This is a genomic window from Burkholderiales bacterium (assembly GCA_015075645.1).
Classification (GTDB): domain Bacteria; phylum Pseudomonadota; class Gammaproteobacteria; order Burkholderiales; family Casimicrobiaceae; genus VBCG01.
Genome location: JABTUF010000007.1, coordinates 110,109 through 123,990, shown reverse-complemented (window position 1 = coordinate 123,990; position 13,882 = coordinate 110,109). Strand labels below are relative to the sequence as shown.

General features: G+C 71.5%; 20 protein-coding genes. 7 read left to right on the top strand and 13 right to left on the bottom strand.

All coding sequences use genetic code 11. The features are described 5' to 3' along the window. Window positions 1-242: 242 nt before the first annotated feature. Together HS109_18380 and HS109_18375 are read right to left on the bottom strand one after the other, a co-directional pair. Window positions 243-1,418: a Gfo/Idh/MocA family oxidoreductase gene (locus HS109_18380; protein MBE7524334.1), complete on the bottom strand. Its 1,176-nt coding sequence runs from the start codon at window positions 1,416-1,418 to the stop codon at window positions 243-245. Further along, a complete protein-coding gene (locus HS109_18375) occupies window positions 1,419-2,306 on the bottom strand; it encodes an MBL fold metallo-hydrolase (protein MBE7524333.1) in 888 nt (295 codons plus the stop codon). A gap of 153 nt (window positions 2,307-2,459) precedes the next feature. On the opposite strand from HS109_18375, the gene HS109_18370 reads away from it, so the two are divergent. Both HS109_18370 and HS109_18365 read left to right on the top strand, forming a co-directional pair. Beyond that, window positions 2,460-3,089 (top strand): phasin family protein, encoded by a 630-nt coding sequence (locus HS109_18370; protein MBE7524332.1) that lies wholly within the window; start codon window positions 2,460-2,462, stop codon window positions 3,087-3,089. Window positions 3,090-3,119: 30 nt separating this feature from the next. Further along, window positions 3,120-3,560 carry a hypothetical protein gene (locus tag HS109_18365; protein MBE7524331.1) on the top strand — a complete coding sequence of 147 codons (441 nt, stop codon included), beginning with the start codon at window positions 3,120-3,122 and terminating at the stop codon, window positions 3,558-3,560. 39 nt (window positions 3,561-3,599) lie between these two features. Here the strand turns inward: HS109_18365 and HS109_18360 are convergent, their stop codons facing one another. Together HS109_18360 and HS109_18355 are read right to left on the bottom strand one after the other, a co-directional pair. After that, entirely contained in the window at window positions 3,600-4,184 is a 585-nt protein-coding gene (locus HS109_18360) for a hypothetical protein (GenBank protein MBE7524330.1), read from the bottom strand. Further along, the gene (locus HS109_18355; protein ID MBE7524329.1) at window positions 4,174-4,587 is read right to left on the bottom strand and encodes a GreA/GreB family elongation factor; all 414 of its coding nucleotides are present in this window, start codon (window positions 4,585-4,587) and stop codon (window positions 4,174-4,176) included. The genes HS109_18360 and HS109_18355 overlap by 11 nt, the downstream gene beginning before the upstream one ends. Window positions 4,588-5,025: 438 nt before the next feature. On the opposite strand from HS109_18355, the gene HS109_18350 reads away from it, so the two are divergent. The 5 genes from HS109_18350 to HS109_18330 are packed head-to-tail and all read left to right on the top strand — an operon-like array spanning window position 5,026 to window position 9,594. Next, window positions 5,026-6,357, top strand: coding sequence for a hypothetical protein (locus tag HS109_18350; GenBank protein ID MBE7524328.1), 1,332 nt, complete (start codon window positions 5,026-5,028; stop codon window positions 6,355-6,357). Next, entirely contained in the window at window positions 6,354-7,301 is a 948-nt protein-coding gene (locus HS109_18345) for an ABC transporter permease (GenBank protein ID MBE7524327.1), read from the top strand. Before HS109_18350 ends, HS109_18345 begins: the two co-directional genes overlap by 4 nt. A gap of 16 nt (window positions 7,302-7,317) precedes the next feature. Next, window positions 7,318-8,253: a sugar ABC transporter substrate-binding protein gene (locus HS109_18340; GenBank protein MBE7524326.1), complete on the top strand. Its 936-nt coding sequence runs from the start codon at window positions 7,318-7,320 to the stop codon at window positions 8,251-8,253. A gap of 13 nt (window positions 8,254-8,266) precedes the next feature. Then, entirely contained in the window at window positions 8,267-9,094 is an 828-nt protein-coding gene (locus HS109_18335) for a sugar ABC transporter ATP-binding protein (GenBank protein ID MBE7524325.1), read from the top strand. Further along, a complete protein-coding gene (locus HS109_18330; GenBank protein ID MBE7524324.1) occupies window positions 9,091-9,594 on the top strand; it encodes a hypothetical protein in 504 nt (167 codons plus the stop codon). Before HS109_18335 ends, HS109_18330 begins: the two co-directional genes overlap by 4 nt. A 72-nt stretch (window positions 9,595-9,666) precedes the next feature. Here the strand turns inward: HS109_18330 and HS109_18325 are convergent, their stop codons facing one another. The 9 genes from HS109_18325 to HS109_18285 form a co-directional block, all read right to left on the bottom strand. Continuing rightward, complete coding sequence (locus HS109_18325) at window positions 9,667-10,293, bottom strand: hypothetical protein (protein ID MBE7524323.1); 627 nt, start codon at window positions 10,291-10,293, stop codon at window positions 9,667-9,669. A gap of 3 nt (window positions 10,294-10,296) precedes the next feature. Further along, window positions 10,297-11,235: a sulfurtransferase gene (locus HS109_18320; protein ID MBE7524322.1), complete on the bottom strand. Its 939-nt coding sequence runs from the start codon at window positions 11,233-11,235 to the stop codon at window positions 10,297-10,299. A 16-nt stretch (window positions 11,236-11,251) separates the two neighbouring features. Continuing rightward, the gene (locus HS109_18315) at window positions 11,252-11,437 is read right to left on the bottom strand and encodes a hypothetical protein (protein MBE7524321.1); all 186 of its coding nucleotides are present in this window, start codon (window positions 11,435-11,437) and stop codon (window positions 11,252-11,254) included. Beyond that, the gene (locus HS109_18310) at window positions 11,434-11,712 is read right to left on the bottom strand and encodes a hypothetical protein (GenBank protein MBE7524320.1); all 279 of its coding nucleotides are present in this window, start codon (window positions 11,710-11,712) and stop codon (window positions 11,434-11,436) included. The genes HS109_18315 and HS109_18310 overlap by 4 nt, the downstream gene beginning before the upstream one ends. Continuing rightward, window positions 11,709-11,999, bottom strand: coding sequence for a hypothetical protein (locus HS109_18305; GenBank protein ID MBE7524319.1), 291 nt, complete (start codon window positions 11,997-11,999; stop codon window positions 11,709-11,711). Before HS109_18305 ends, HS109_18310 begins: the two co-directional genes overlap by 4 nt. Continuing rightward, window positions 11,996-12,982, bottom strand: coding sequence for a hypothetical protein (locus tag HS109_18300; protein ID MBE7524318.1), 987 nt, complete (start codon window positions 12,980-12,982; stop codon window positions 11,996-11,998). Before HS109_18300 ends, HS109_18305 begins: the two co-directional genes overlap by 4 nt. After that, window positions 12,976-13,254, bottom strand: coding sequence for a hypothetical protein (locus HS109_18295; protein MBE7524317.1), 279 nt, complete (start codon window positions 13,252-13,254; stop codon window positions 12,976-12,978). Before HS109_18295 ends, HS109_18300 begins: the two co-directional genes overlap by 7 nt. A gap of 90 nt (window positions 13,255-13,344) precedes the next feature. Then, on the bottom strand, window positions 13,345-13,557 hold the full coding sequence (locus HS109_18290) for a hypothetical protein (protein MBE7524316.1): 213 nt from the start codon (window positions 13,555-13,557) through the stop codon (window positions 13,345-13,347). A 16-nt stretch (window positions 13,558-13,573) separates the two neighbouring features. Then, entirely contained in the window at window positions 13,574-13,879 is a 306-nt protein-coding gene (locus tag HS109_18285) for a sulfurtransferase TusA family protein (GenBank protein MBE7524315.1), read from the bottom strand. Between the last annotated feature and the right edge of the window lie 3 nt (window positions 13,880-13,882).

Sequence of the window (13,882 nt, the reverse complement as noted above, 5' to 3'; positions counted from 1 at the left end):
GCGCCGGAGTCTCCGGTGGCCGCGCATCGAGCGCGGTTGCGAGGTTTGTGTCGGATCAGGATTCGGCCTGCAGCCGTCGCTCGCCAAGCTCTGCCATCCGCGATTCCGAACCGCGAGGCAGGAGCCAGTTGACGTTTGCAAGTTGGCTGCATGGCGGTGGCCGGTCCGTATCCATCCGTCGGACCCACGGGGCCCTCGCAACGGCGCTCGATGCGCCGCCACCGGAATCTCCGGCGCCACTGTCAACTGTCAACTGACTCCTGACCGACTTCGACCCACCGCCCGTTCGACGCGACGCAGGCCTCGATGAACGCCATCGTGTGCACGCCGTCCTCGATGCGCGGATAGACGAATGCCGGCACGCGCTCGCCGAGCGAGCGCGCCATCCGCTCCTGAGCGACCTCCGCGTAGATGTTCGCGAACGCCTCGCGCAGGCCCTCGGGGTGGCCGCGGGGCGCGCGCCCCAGCGCCGCAATCCCGGGAGGCAATCCGGCATCGCCGCGCCCCACGACGCGCGGGCCTTCGTTGTGCATCGCGACGCGCAAGTACGAGCATTCGCGGTGCGTCCACTCGAGCATGCCCTTCTCGCCGTAGACGCGAAGGCGGATGTCGTTCTCGCTTCCCGCCGCCGCCTGGAACGCGGTGAACGTTCCGGCGAGCCCGCCCTCGAAGCGCAGCAGCGCGGACACGGTGTCGACGACGCGGCGGCCCGGCACGACCGAGAGCACGTCGGCGCAGACGCTCGCGACGCGCCGGTTCACGACGAACGAAGCGAGATGCTGCGCGTGGCAGCCGATCGCGCTCATGACCAGCGCGAGGCCGCTTCGCGCGGGATCGAGGAGCCAGTCGAGACGCGCGTTGCGCGGACCGTCCTCGATCCGTGTCGCGAGTCCCGACTGGACGTACTCGACCTGAACGTAGCGCAGCGCGCCGAGCGCGCCTTCGCCCGCGAGATGGCGCGCGTAGCGGGTCATCGGGTAGGCCGCGTAGCCATGCGTGATCGCGACGAGCCGGCCGTGTCGCGTCGCGCGCGCCGCGAGGTCGCGCGCCTGCGCCGCGTCGTGCGTGACCGGCTTGTCGCAGACGACGTCGATGCCGGCGTCGAGCGCGGCCGCCGCGAGCGCGTGGTGCGTGTCGTTCGGCGTCATGATCGCGACCGCTTCGATCGGGTCGGCGCGAGCACGCTCCCGTTCGATCAGTTCGCCGATCGTGCCGTAGCAGCGCGCGTGGTCGAAGCCCAGCGCGGCGCCGGCCTCGCGCGAGCGCGCCGCGTCCGCGGAGAACACGCCGCCCGCGATGCGCCACCAGCCGTCGAGCTCCGCGGCGCTGCGGTGCATGTGGCCGATCCACGACGACGGTCCGCCGCCGAGGATCGCGAGGCGCAACGGGCGGCCGAAGCGCTCGCGCAGGCCGGCCACTCAGACTCCGCGCGACCAGTACTCGCAGAAGCGCTCGACGTTGCCGAACAGGTAGGCCTGATAGCCGCTCCAGCCTTCGTACTTCGGCAGCTTGACGCCCCGCATCGCCTCGTCGTTCAGGCACTTCCGGTCCGCGGCGAGCTGCTTCGCGGCGTTCGAGACGTCGACCAGGTAGTTGCGCAGCGCGCGCACGTCGTCCTTGGTGCCCAGCCGGTTGCCGGGTCCGGGATGTCCCGGGATCATCCGGTCCCACTCCATCGCGAGCACGCGGTCGATGCCCGCGAACCAGTCCGGGATGTAGCCGTCCGGCATGTCGCGGTACATCACGCCCTGGATCGGCAGCCAGTCGACCGCGTAGAGGATCCGCTCCTTCGGCAGCAGCATCACCAGCGTGTTGTCCGAGTGGTTGGCGCCGACCCACAGGAGGTCGACGCGCATGCCGCCGAGCAGGATCGAGCTGCCGCTGTCCTCGACGATCATGTCGGGCAGCACGACTTCGCGGTTCTGCAGCGCAGCGAGCCGCTGGTGCGCGTTGCGGTGCGCAACGACGATCGCTCCCTGGTCCTTGAAGATCTTCGCCCCGGTCGAATGATCGTAGTGGTGGTGGCTGTAGATCACGTACTTGACCGGCGCCTGCGTGATCTTGCGGATCTCCTCGAGGTACGCCGCGGGCGCCTTCGCGTCGGCGTATCCGACCGGATCGGTCACGATGACGCCCTCGGGCGTGACGACGAACATCGACAGGTAGCCGCCTGCGCGGAACACGTAGACGTTGTCGGCGATCTTCGCCGTCGAGTACGCAGGAGTGGGGGGGGTCTGGGCGAACGAGGCCGCGCCGAGCGCGAGCGCGGTGCACGCGACGAGCGCGCGCGTGAGGGACGTGAACATGTTCATCTCCGGGACACGGGTCGGGAACGCCCGGCGATCCTGCCTCGCGACGTGCAGGGCGGTCAACTGGTCGGCGTCGGGAGGGCGCCGACTTGACGCTGCCACGCGAATGGCGTCAACTGGGTTCCCGTCCGACGAACCGAGGAGCCGATCATGGCACGCAAGGCCACCGCACCCGCCGCGCCGAAGGCCGCCCCCCGCCGCAAGGCGAAGCACCGTCCGTCCGCGAAGAAGGCTCTGGGTGGCGGCACGGCGATGCCTCCGGGACTCGAGAGCGGCGACCTGTCGGGCGTCGTGAACCTGCTCACGCCCGAGCAGGCGATCGAGCTCTACAAGGCCAATGCGCGGATGGCGCTCGACGTCATCAACGCCGCGATCGACAACACGACGAAGCTCCGCAAGCTCCAGTTCGCCGGCGAGGAGGAGGCGCGCGCGTTCGGCAAGAAGGCGGCGCGATCCGCGGCCGAGGCGCGCGACGCGCAGTCGCTGATGGTCGCCGGCCAGGACGTCGCGCAGGAGGCGCTCGAGAAGTCGATGCGCTACTGGGGCGAGATGTTCGACCTCATCACCGAGATGCAGAAGCGCGTGTTCGCGCTGATCGAGGACCAGACCGAGGGCATGCCCGGCGTCCGGCAGGCGAAGGCCGCGATGGCGATGCTGCCGGACATGGCCCCGATGCAGAACGTGGTCGAGGCGATGAAGGGCGTCGTCGGTTCGGGCGGCAACGCGCTCGAACACATGCAGAAGGTCATCGGCGACTTCACGCGGATGACGCGGCGGTAGCGCGCCCGACGGCGCGTGGCGGGCCGGAGCTTGACCGAAGTCAAGCTCGCGATGCGCGGTCGTGCCGCTGCGCGCCTAGAATGTCCCGGACAGGGGCACCACGGAGCAATCGCCATCGAGACGCTGAAAGCCTGGCAGTGCGTCGGCTGCGGCCGTCTCGAGGGACCGCAGAACTGCATCGGCGTGTGCCGCGACCGGAAGGTCGAACTCGTCTACGCCTCGGAACTCGCCGAGGCGGAAGCGCGGACCGAAGCAGCGCGCGCCGAAACGGCCGCGTTGCGCGCTCTGCTCCTGAAGATCGCCAGCACGAAGCCGCGCGACGGCCAGTGGGAGAAATCCTGGCGCTCGTTCCAGGACGAGGCCCGCGCGTTGCTCGCGCGGCAGGCGAACGAGCCTGCGGCCGTCGTCGCCGCGACGGGCGGAGTCAGCGCGGGCGCGCCTGCCGGCGGCGACGCGATCCGCGCGCGCTGAACGCGCGCCATCCGCACGCGCGCCGGTTCCGGCGGGCGGTCACGCGGCTTCCGGTCCCGGATCGACGTCGACGGCCGCATAGCGCACGAGCCGCATCGCGAGGTCGGCGCGACCCTCGCACAGTTCATCGAGCCAGTCCGCGTAGCCCAGCAGGTTCGCGAGCGGAGCCTCCGCTTCGAGCGCGAACGGGCCGCCGTGGTCGTCGATGCGCAGCGTGCGGCCCTTCCTGCGGTCGAGATCGCGCAGGATGAGCGGCAGCAACCCCGACGGCCCCGAGGCGGTGATGCGCATCCACGGCTCGGAGAGCGTCGGCCGGTGCGAGTAGCGCACGCGCGGCGCGCCGACGACGACGGCTGCGCCGTGCCGTTCGACGATGCCGGCGACGAACGGACGCAGCGCGCCCTCCGACCGCGCGATGGCGCGCACCCCTTCGGCGTCCGCGATGAGCCACGCGTCCGCGAGACGCGCGGGGCGAGCGCGAGCCTCCTCGTGCAGCGCGGAGCGCGTGGACGCATCGCGGGCGCGGATCACCTGCTCGATCGGGCACTCGGGCAGGGCGAGCGGCACCACGCCGCGCGCGTACCCGGCCCCCGGCGACGCCGCGTCCATCGTGTCAGTGCGCATCGCCGACTCCACCGCGCGCGATGGCGACGATGGCGAGTTCGCGGATCGAGCGATCCGGAAGACTCGCGGGCACCCGCGTGCCGGCGCGACGGCCGAGCAGGGCGCGCGCCGCCGGGGCGAACACCGAGACGCGGGCGCGCGAGGGGTCGGCGCCGGCGGGGTGGACGAGCGTCACGGTCCGGCGCGTGCCGGAGGGCAGCTCGTCGTAGGTCACCGTCGTGCCCAGCGCCACGGTGTCGACGGCGAGCGTGCGGTCCGCTATGACGCGTGCGGCAGCGACGGTGTCGGCGATCACGTCGGCGGCGGCCTGCTCTGAAGCGTCCCGGGCGGGCCAGTCGGTCACGAGGGCGGCGAGCGCCGCGGCGTCACGGGAAGAAAGGGTCACATCGTGCAGGTCGAACACGGCAGCCTCCGGAAAGCGGTCATGCGTGAATGCGTGTCCACGCCGCGCGTGCGCGCGGGCGTGGGACGGCGGCGGTCAGCGCAGGATCCCGGCAACGGCGGCGACTCGGGACCTCGGGGAGGTCCGGGAGCGGCTCGCGGTTACCGGGCGCTCCCGAGGCAGGCGAGCGTGCCGCGATCGTGGCGGCGGAGGGCGGAGTACGACACGCGCGCGTGCGCGCACGACGACCGGCGAGCGGGGCTCGCGGTCGAGGCTTCGTGCGTGCGCGGCGTGCGGAAGTTCATGCCGGCATTATGGCGGCAATCGCACGAAAACTCAAGCGAAGCGCCGTGCTGACGGGGGTGGTTCGCGCATTGCACCGAAACCGGGTCGGAGACGCGATTCGACCAGCGCATCGTGTCGCGCGAATCGCGGCTCCGACCCCACTATAATCGCCCGGTGCCCACCCCGTTCGTCCTCGCCGTCGACGTCGGAGCCGGTTCGCTGCGCGCGGGACTCGTGGACATGCACGGACGCGTGCGCGCGGCGTCGGCGGTCCCGCTGTCCATTCGTGAACCGCGCCGCGGCTTCGCGGAGATCGACCCCGAGCACTGGTGGAGCGCGCTGCGCCGGACCTCCGCGGCAGCACTGCGCGGATTGCCCCGACGCGGTCGGGTGGTCGCGGTGTGTGTCTGCGGACTCACGCGCACGCAGGTGCTGCTCGACCGGCGGCGGCGTCCGTTGGGACCGGCGATCGCGTTTCGAGATGCGCGGGCCGCGGCGATCGCGCGCGAATTGCCCGGGACGACCGCATTCGATGCGGAGGCGCGCCTCGCATGGATCGAACGCCACCAGCCCGCGCGCCACGAGCGCATCGACCTGGTCGTCGAGCCGCGCGAGTTCCTGGCCGGCAGGCTGACCGGCAGGTTCGTGACCGGACTCGCGCCGTGGCAATGCGTCGGACCGGTGCGCGACGACGTGACGCCCGAGCTTCGCGAGGTTCCGGTCTTCGCGGGAGCGATGGACACCTGGGCCTCGGCAGTGGGCGCGGGTGCCGTGTTGCCCGGCGACGCGTACGACATCGCGGGGACCTCGGAGGCGATCGGACTTCTCACCGCGCGACCGGCGAGGGCCCCCGGCCTCGTGTCGCTGCCGTGGACCGAAGGCGCGCACCAGGTCGGCGGGCCGACGCAGGCGGGGGCGGACTGCGCCCTCTGGTGCCACGCGGCGTTTCGCGTCCGCGGGTCCTTCGAGGTCGCGCTCGCGCGCGTCGGACGCGGTCCGCTCCGCGCGGATGCGCCGGTGTTCCTGCCCTATCTCGCGGGCGAGCGCGCGCCGGTGTGGAACAGCGAAGTGCGCGGCGCGTTCCACGGCATCGGACGGGGGAGCGCGCCGGACGATTTCCTGTGGAGCGTGCTCGAAGGCGTGGCGCTGGCGGTGCGTGACGTGCTCGATGTCGCACAGGAAGGCAGCGGGACGCGGGCGCGAGAGCTGCGCGTGGCGGGCGGGGGCGCCCGATCCGATGCCTGGTGCCGTATCAAGGCGGACGTCACCGGATTGCCGGTGCTGCGCTCCGCCGAGCCGGAGACGGGCCTCGTCGGTGCGGCGGTCGCGGCCGCGGTCGGCCTCGGCCTCGCCGCGGACATTGCCGGCGCCGCGTCGGCGATGGTCACGCGCCTGCGTCGCTTCGAGCCGCGGCGCGCGCGCCACGACGCGCACACGGCGCGCTTCGCCCGCTACCGGCGGATCCGGCAGGCGGCGCTCGCGCTTGCCGCGAGCGCTCCGGCATGAGCTTTCGCCACGTCCTCGCCACCTGGGGTACCGCGTTCGCGGCGCTCGCGCTCTTCGCGTTCTTCTCGATCGCGGCGCCGAACTTCCTCGACCCGGTGAACCTGCTGAACGTGGGCAAGCACGTGAGCTTCCTCGCGATCCTCGCGATCGGGTTCTCGATCGCGTTCACGGCCGCCGAACTCGACCTGTCGTTCGCCGCGGTGTGCAGCCTGTGCGCGGTGGTGGCGGGCGGCCTCGTCTTCCATCAGGTCGCGCCCGCCCTCGCGGTGCTCGCCGCGCTCGCCGTGGGCCTTTGCGCCGGACTCGTGAACGGGTTCCTCGTCACCGCGATGCGCATCCCGTCGCTGATCGCGACGCTCGCCATGGCGTCGGTGGCCACCGGACTGGGTTTCGCGATCACCGGAGGCGTCGCCTTCGTGGGGCGCTGGGATCCCGCGTTCCTCGCGCTGGGGCGCGGGAGCGTGGCGGGCATCCCCGCGCTCATCCTGTGGCTGGCCGCGGTGGCGCTCTTCGTCGTCGTCGTGCAAAAGCAGACGCGGCTCGGCCTGCACCTCGTGTTCACCGGCGAGGCCGACGAGGCCGCGCGTCTCGCCGGGGTCAAGGTGCGACGGATGAAGGTGCTCGCGCTCGGGTTCTCCGGGGCGTGCGCGGGCCTCGTCGGCGTGCTGCTCGCCGCCACGCTCAACTCGGCGGCGCCGGACATGGGCAAGGACTACCTCCTGACCTCGATCGCCGCGGTGCTCCTCGGCATGACCATGTTCGAGCCCGGCCGCTGCAACGTGCCGGGCACGCTCACGGGCGCCGCGACCATCGGCATGCTCGGCAACGGGCTCGTGCTGATGGGCGCGCCGTACTACGTGCAGGACATCGCGCTCGGCTTTATCATCGTGGGTTCGGTGGCGCTGTCGGCGGCGGCGCTCAAGAAAGCCGCATTCGGAATCTAGGCAAGGAGACCGCACCATGTTGCGCATGTCGATCGTCGCATTGTTCGCGCTCGCCGCGGCCTCGTCCGCGAACGCCTTCAAGCTCGGCATCATCGCGTTCCAGATGTCGGCCGAGACGCACGCGCGCTGCTCCAATTCCGCTGCGGCGGAGGCGAAGAAGCTCGGCTGGACCGTGCAGCAGCTGAATTCCGAGGGAAGCCTCCCGAAGCACGCGGAGCAGATCGAGGCGATGATCCAGGCGAAGGTCGACGGCCTCATCCTGTGCATGGGCAAGCCGGTCGAGGCCGACGCGCAGTTCGCGGCGGTGAAGAAGGCCGGCATCCCGCTCGTCACCGTGGTCTCGGGCACGAGCCCGCATTCGCTGTTCGACATCCAGGTCAACGACTACGTGAACGGCGCGCAGGCGACGCTGTACATGCTGTCGAAGATGAACTACCGCGGCGAGATCCTCACCGCGCGCTTCGAGCAGAACGTCGCCTCGCGCATCCGCGGCAAGGAACTCGACGTCGTCCTGTCCGAGAACCCGGCGGTCAAGGTGCTCGGCAGCCACTCGATGGCGCGCACCGCGAGCTGGCGCGACGACGTGCGCAACGGCATGCAGGCGCTCATCCTGCAGAACAAGGGCAAGTTCCAGGGCGTGTGGGCGTCGTGGGACGGCCAGGCGTGGATCATCGACGACCTCCTGCGCGCGCAGGGCTACAAGAAGGGCGACGTGGTGATGGTGAGCGTCGACGGCGGACAGGAGTCGTACCGGCGCATCAAGGATCCGGACAGCCTGTTCACCGCGACGGTGGCGATTCCGTTCGAGTCCATGGGCGCGCAGGCGGTCGATGCGCTCAACCGGATCGTCGTGCAGAAGATCCCGAAGGAGAAGGTCGTGGGCGGCCCCTACCTGTGGGTCGATTCGGTGCTGGTCGACGCCTCCAACGTCGACAAGTTCCTCGCGAAGTAGGCAAGGGCCGCACGTGCACGCCGCCGCAGTGCCGCCGCCCGCGCCGGGAGCGGCGAGCGCGCATCGAAGCGGCGTCGCCGCCGCCGATGTCCTGATCCGGCTCCGGGGCATCCGCAAGCGCTACGGCGCGGTCGAGGCGCTGCGCGGCGTCGATCTCGACGTCCTGCGCGGCGAGGTGCTCGCGATCTGCGGCGACAACGGCGCCGGCAAGTCGAGCCTCATCCGCGTGGTCTCGGGGGCGCACGCGCAAGACGAGGGCGTCATCGAGCTCGAAGGCGCCGAAGTCCGCTTCACGTCGCCGCAGGCCGCGCTCGCCGCCGGCGTGGCGACGATCTATCAGGACCTCGCGCTCGCCCCGCGGCTTCCGATCTGGCAGAACCTGTTCATCGGCGCCGAACTGACGCGAAGGGTGGCAGGGCTGCCGCTCCTCGACAAGCGGCGGATGCGCGAGGACGCGCGCGGCTATCTCGCGCGCCTCAATGTGGCCATCGACGACACCGACCGGGCGGTCGACACGCTCTCCGGCGGCCAGCGCCAGGCGGTCGCCATCGCCCGCGCGCTGCGCTGGAGCGCGCGCCTCGTGATCATGGACGAGCCCACGGCAGCGCTCGGGGTCGCGGAGAGCCGGCAGGTGCTCGATCTCATCCGCGAGCTGAACCGCGGCGGAACCACCGTGATCCTCATCAGCCACAACATGGCCGAAGTCGTCGACGTCGCCACGCGCGTGGCGGTGCTGAAGGGCGGCCGCAAGGTGGCCGACCGACCCACCGGAGGCATGAGCGCCGACGATCTCGCGCACCTCGTCATGATGGGCCAGATGCCCGCGGGAACCCTGCAATGACCGACTGCACGTCCGAACTCGCGCGCGAGGCCGGCGCGCACATCGCCGCCGCGCGCGACGCATCGCTGCTCGCCCGCGCCACGCACGCGCGCGCCGAACTGATGCGTCACATGATGATGACGACGGCGAAATCGATGGGCGAGGCGAGGGAGCGATCGGTGCGCCTCGTCACCGACGAGTGGCTCGACGCCTGGGGGCGTACGCACGGCAACTATCCGTTCGTCGCGCAGATGGAGGCGCTCTCGGGCGCGTGCTACGACTGGCTGCACGCGAAGGACGCGGCGGCCGACGCGGCGGTACGCCGCGCCTTCGCGGCGCTCGACGCGGCGTGCGTGTCGCATGGCACGACGATCGCCGACGAGATGGCCTGGCGCTCCGGCTGCTCGCACCTGTGGTGGGGCGACGTCCGGCCCGCGCCCGATGCGCCGGAGTTCCGCGACCGCGCAAGGCGCCCGGCCGCGCTCTGGGAGCGCGGCTGCCCGCCGGAGTGCCTCGGGTAGCGCGCACCCCGGGCGTCGCCGCGCGGTCGCGCATCGACCGCCCGATGGATCAGCCGGCGCGTCGGCCCTGCGTCACTTCTTCGCCGCGTCTCCCGGGCGTGCGTCCTCGTACCACGCGACGAGCGCCGCGAGTTCGAGATCGCTGAACGGATTGCGGTACGCGGTGCTGCGATCGCCGCGCACGCCGAGGAGCAATCGCGCGGCGAACTCCTCGCGCGGCATCCGCTTCGCCTGCGCGCGGAGGTCGAGCGCCGGCAGCTTCGTGTCGGCTGCGGGGGCGTCGTGGCAGCCCGCGCAGACCTCGCGGTGGATCGCCGCGCCGACGGCGCGCTGCGCGGGCGTGGGACGGGTCGGCAGGAGAGCGCCCGCGTCGAACGGGTGGCGTTCGCGCAGGACAGCGAGCGCGGCGCGAAGCGCGCGCCAGTCGCTTCGTGCCCAACCGTCGCGCAGTACCGGCACGGTCCCAGGGTCGCCGCCGGCCCGGCGCAGCAGGAGCGGGAGCGAGGAGAGCGCCCCCGCGATCCGCTCGCGCAGTCCCGCCATCCGCAGCGGCGGCAATGCCGCCTCGTCGAGCAGGCGCACATCGCCCGCGAGGATCGTCAATTCGGCGGCGAGCCGCCGCTCGTGCTCGCCCTGCGCCGCGGCCTGGGGGACCCACGCCACCCAGGCCGCGAACGCGAGGACGAGACGCGCGCGCACCGGCTATTGCAGCTTCACCCTCTGTTCGACCGGGCCGCCCTTCAGCATCGTCCACTCGACCATCGACCCGTCGTACATCTTCGCCTTCTTGTTGCCGATGAGTTCGCTCGACACGAACCAGCCGACCGACGCCCAGTGCCCGGTGTTGCAGAAGTTGATCTGGTCGCCGCTCGTGGGCACGCTCGCGACCTTGTAGAGCTGATCGAGCTGCGACTTGTTGCGGAACTCGCCGCCGCCGTTGACGGTGAGCCACCCGTTGGGCAGGTTCTTCGCGCCCTCGATCGTCCCGCTCTCGGTCGCCTTCGGATGGCGGTTGATGCCGGCGAACTGGTCCTCCGGCCGGTTGTCGACGAGGAGAACGCCGGCCGCCTTCGCCTTCTTCACGTCGTCCATCGTGACGATCATGTCCTTGCGGACGGCGATCTTGAACGTCTTGGGCTCGATCTTCGCGGCGCCCGTCTGCAGCGGATTCTTCTTGTCCTTGGTCCACGCCGCCATGCCGCCGTCGAGCAGCGACACGTTGTCGTGGCCGAGCACCTTGAAGGTCCAGTAGACGCGCGTGCCGACGCCCATGTCGGTCGAGGACATGCCTGCCGGCACCAGCACGACGTGCGTGGCGTTGTCGATGCCGAGCTTGCCGATCATCTCGCCCAGCGGCTCGAGTTTCGCGGGCAGCATGTCGGGCACCTTGTCGCTCGCGCGCTCCTCGCGCCAGCCGTCCTTCGCGTAGTTGCTGTTGACCGCGCCGGGGATGTGGCCGCGGAGGAAGTCCGCGGGCGGCGCGAAGTCGATGAACACGATCCCGGGCTTGCCGAGGTTCGCCTTCACCCAGTCCACGTTCACCAGCGGGTCGGCGGCGGCCGCCGGCCGGGCGATCGTCATCATCGCGACGACGAGCCCGGCTACCACCGTGATCCATCCTGTCGCCCATCGTGTCTTCATCGCTTCGCTCCTCGTGTCAAAGGGAGATCGTGAGGTCCGACGCCAGGATCGCCGCGACGACGCGGTCCCAATCCGGGTCCTGCAGGTCCGGACGCCGAAGGTCGATCGTGACCACGTCGTGCGTGGACCCGAGGTGCCGCAGGGCAGCGGCCACGGTCTGGGCGTCCGGGAACAGACCGGTGTCGAGTTCGAGGATCTTCACAGGCTGAAGACCGCGTCGGCGCTCTCGAGCCGTCGTGCGAGAGCATTCGCGTCGAGGAGCGGCAGGTCGTCCGCCATGGCGGCGACGGTGGTCTCGGGCTCGATGCCGGTCAGTTCGAGGAGTTCGGCGCCGGCCGCGTTCTCCGCGGTTTCGTCGACCGGCCGGTCCATGATCACGAGGCCGACCGAATGACCGAGGATGGTGAGTCCTGCCGCAACGCGCATGGCTTCGGCGTGGTTGCGGCGCGCGAGCACCAGGAGCGCGCGCCCGCTCACAGGCTCACCACGCGGCGCGACTCGCCCGCGAGCGCGCTGTTGACCGTCTGGCTCCCGAGTTCGACCGGGCAGGGCTCGCCGCCGCGGAAGCGGTGCCAGGACTCCTCGCACACCACCGCGCGGGCGTCGCCGAGACCTGCGCGGAGATCCGGGTCGGCGAGTCCGCGCACGCCCTCGTGCGTGAAGAACGCGGCGAACGGGTGCCCGCCGCGCCGGCATGCGCGCGCGAGCGGCGCAAGCAGCCGCGCACCGCCTTCGGTCGCCACGTGGAACAGGATGTCGATCACGCGTGTCTCCTTCGGCCGGACCGGCGTCCCAGGGCGAACGCCGCGAGGGTCAACGCCAGCCCGATGACGAGCGCGATCTCGAGGCGGCGCGTATCGCTGGTCCCGATCGCGGGTTCGATGCCGGCGGAGGTCCCCGCGCGGTCCCGCGCGCTCTCCCGGTATCCGACCGCGTCCGCGGGAAGCGATCCATCGGTGGCCCACGCGGACCAGCCTTCGGCGTAGAGCCGGGCGCGGACACCGTGTCCCGCCACGAGCAGGGTCAGGTACGCGAGGCCTTCGTAGGCGTCGTGCGCGTAGGCGATCGGCGCAGCGCCGGACGACTCCGGCAGCAACGGGCGCGCGGATGCGGGATCGAGCGCAGCTCGAAGCCGGGCCGCCGGCAGGCTGATCGCGCCGGGAAGGTGGCCGGTGCGCACGGCGCGGGCGCTCTCGCCCCGGTATTCGCGGTCGCTGCGGCCGTCGAGCACCACGGGCCAGGGTCGCATCGCGACGAGTTCGCGCCGCAGGACCACGAGGCCGTCGCGCATCGGAGCCGTGTACACGGCTTCGCGAATCGAGGCACGCCCGCGTCCGGGGGCCGCGTTCGCGCCCGACGCGATCAGTCGCGACACCGGCTCCGTGAGCACGCGCACGTCGCGCTGGCCTGCGACATGGAGGATGCCCGCGACGAAGTCCCGCGCGACGGCGTCGTCGCCGACCACCAGTACGTGCTCGTCGCCGGTGAGTCCCGCGGTGCCGAGGAGCCAGAGCAGGTTGCGCTCGTCCGGCAGGCGGGACTGCGGCGCGATGAAGTCGGCGGACGGCAGGCAGCGCGCGCCTTCGAGGCTCTTCGCGCGGCATGCGTCCGCCGCGCGCGTGTCCGCGATCACGATCCCGACGTCCGCCGGGACGGCACGCACGTAGGAGAAATCGCCGCTCGCCGCGATCGCGACCGTGGAGACGAGGAACATGATGAGGAACGGCGCCAGCCGCACGATCAGCATCCTCCGAAGCGCTTCGCCGCCGGAGGGGCGCCTCCCGCCGAGTCGCCGGCCGGGGCGGGGGGATGCTCGAGGTAGTACCCGACGAGGTCGATGACCGACACGCGTCCGAACCCGCCGCCCAGTTCGACGTCGGGCAGCGTCTCCGCGGGCGCCGGGTGCCGGGTGGCTTCGAGGGCGGCGGGCGGAAGCGCGGCCCAGCGGAACCCCAACGCGCAGACGCCCAGCGCGACGACGAGCGCGCCGATGCAGAAGACGAGGCTCTCGCGATTCATGGCGTCACAGCGAGTCGCTGAAGAACGCGAGCGCCATCGCGCCGAACGCCACGAAGAACAGCACGAGGTACGCGATCGTCTGCAGGTCCATCATCGGCCCCCTCCCTTGAAGTGCTGCACCAGCCGTTCGAGCGCGATCGCCTCGCCGGTGCCCGGGTGGGCCACGGGCGGCGACAGCAGCGGCACGCCTTCGCGCGACACGCGCATGCCTTCCGGCGGCTTCACGTAGACGTACGCGAGGCCCGCGACGACGGCGATCGCCGACGCGGCGACGAACAAGCGCATGAGCAGGCGGATGATCATCGCGAAGTCCCGACGTTCAGTCCTTGCGGATGTAGACGCGCCAGCAGGCGGGGTCCTTGATCGTCTCGAGGTGCGTCGCGTTGAGTTCGTTGCACATCGGCGGCAGCGCCTCGACCGACGACGGGTTGTCGACGAGCACCTCGACCACGCCGCCCGGCGCGATCTCGCCGACGGCTTTCTTCGTCATCAGCTGCGGGCGCGGGCAGGAGTCTCCGCGGCAATCCACGCGGCGCGCGACCTCGATCCTGCGGCCGTCGCCGAGCACGGCCTCGCCGCCCGCGACCGCCTCCTCGACCTTCCTCTTCGATCCGAACAGACCCATGGC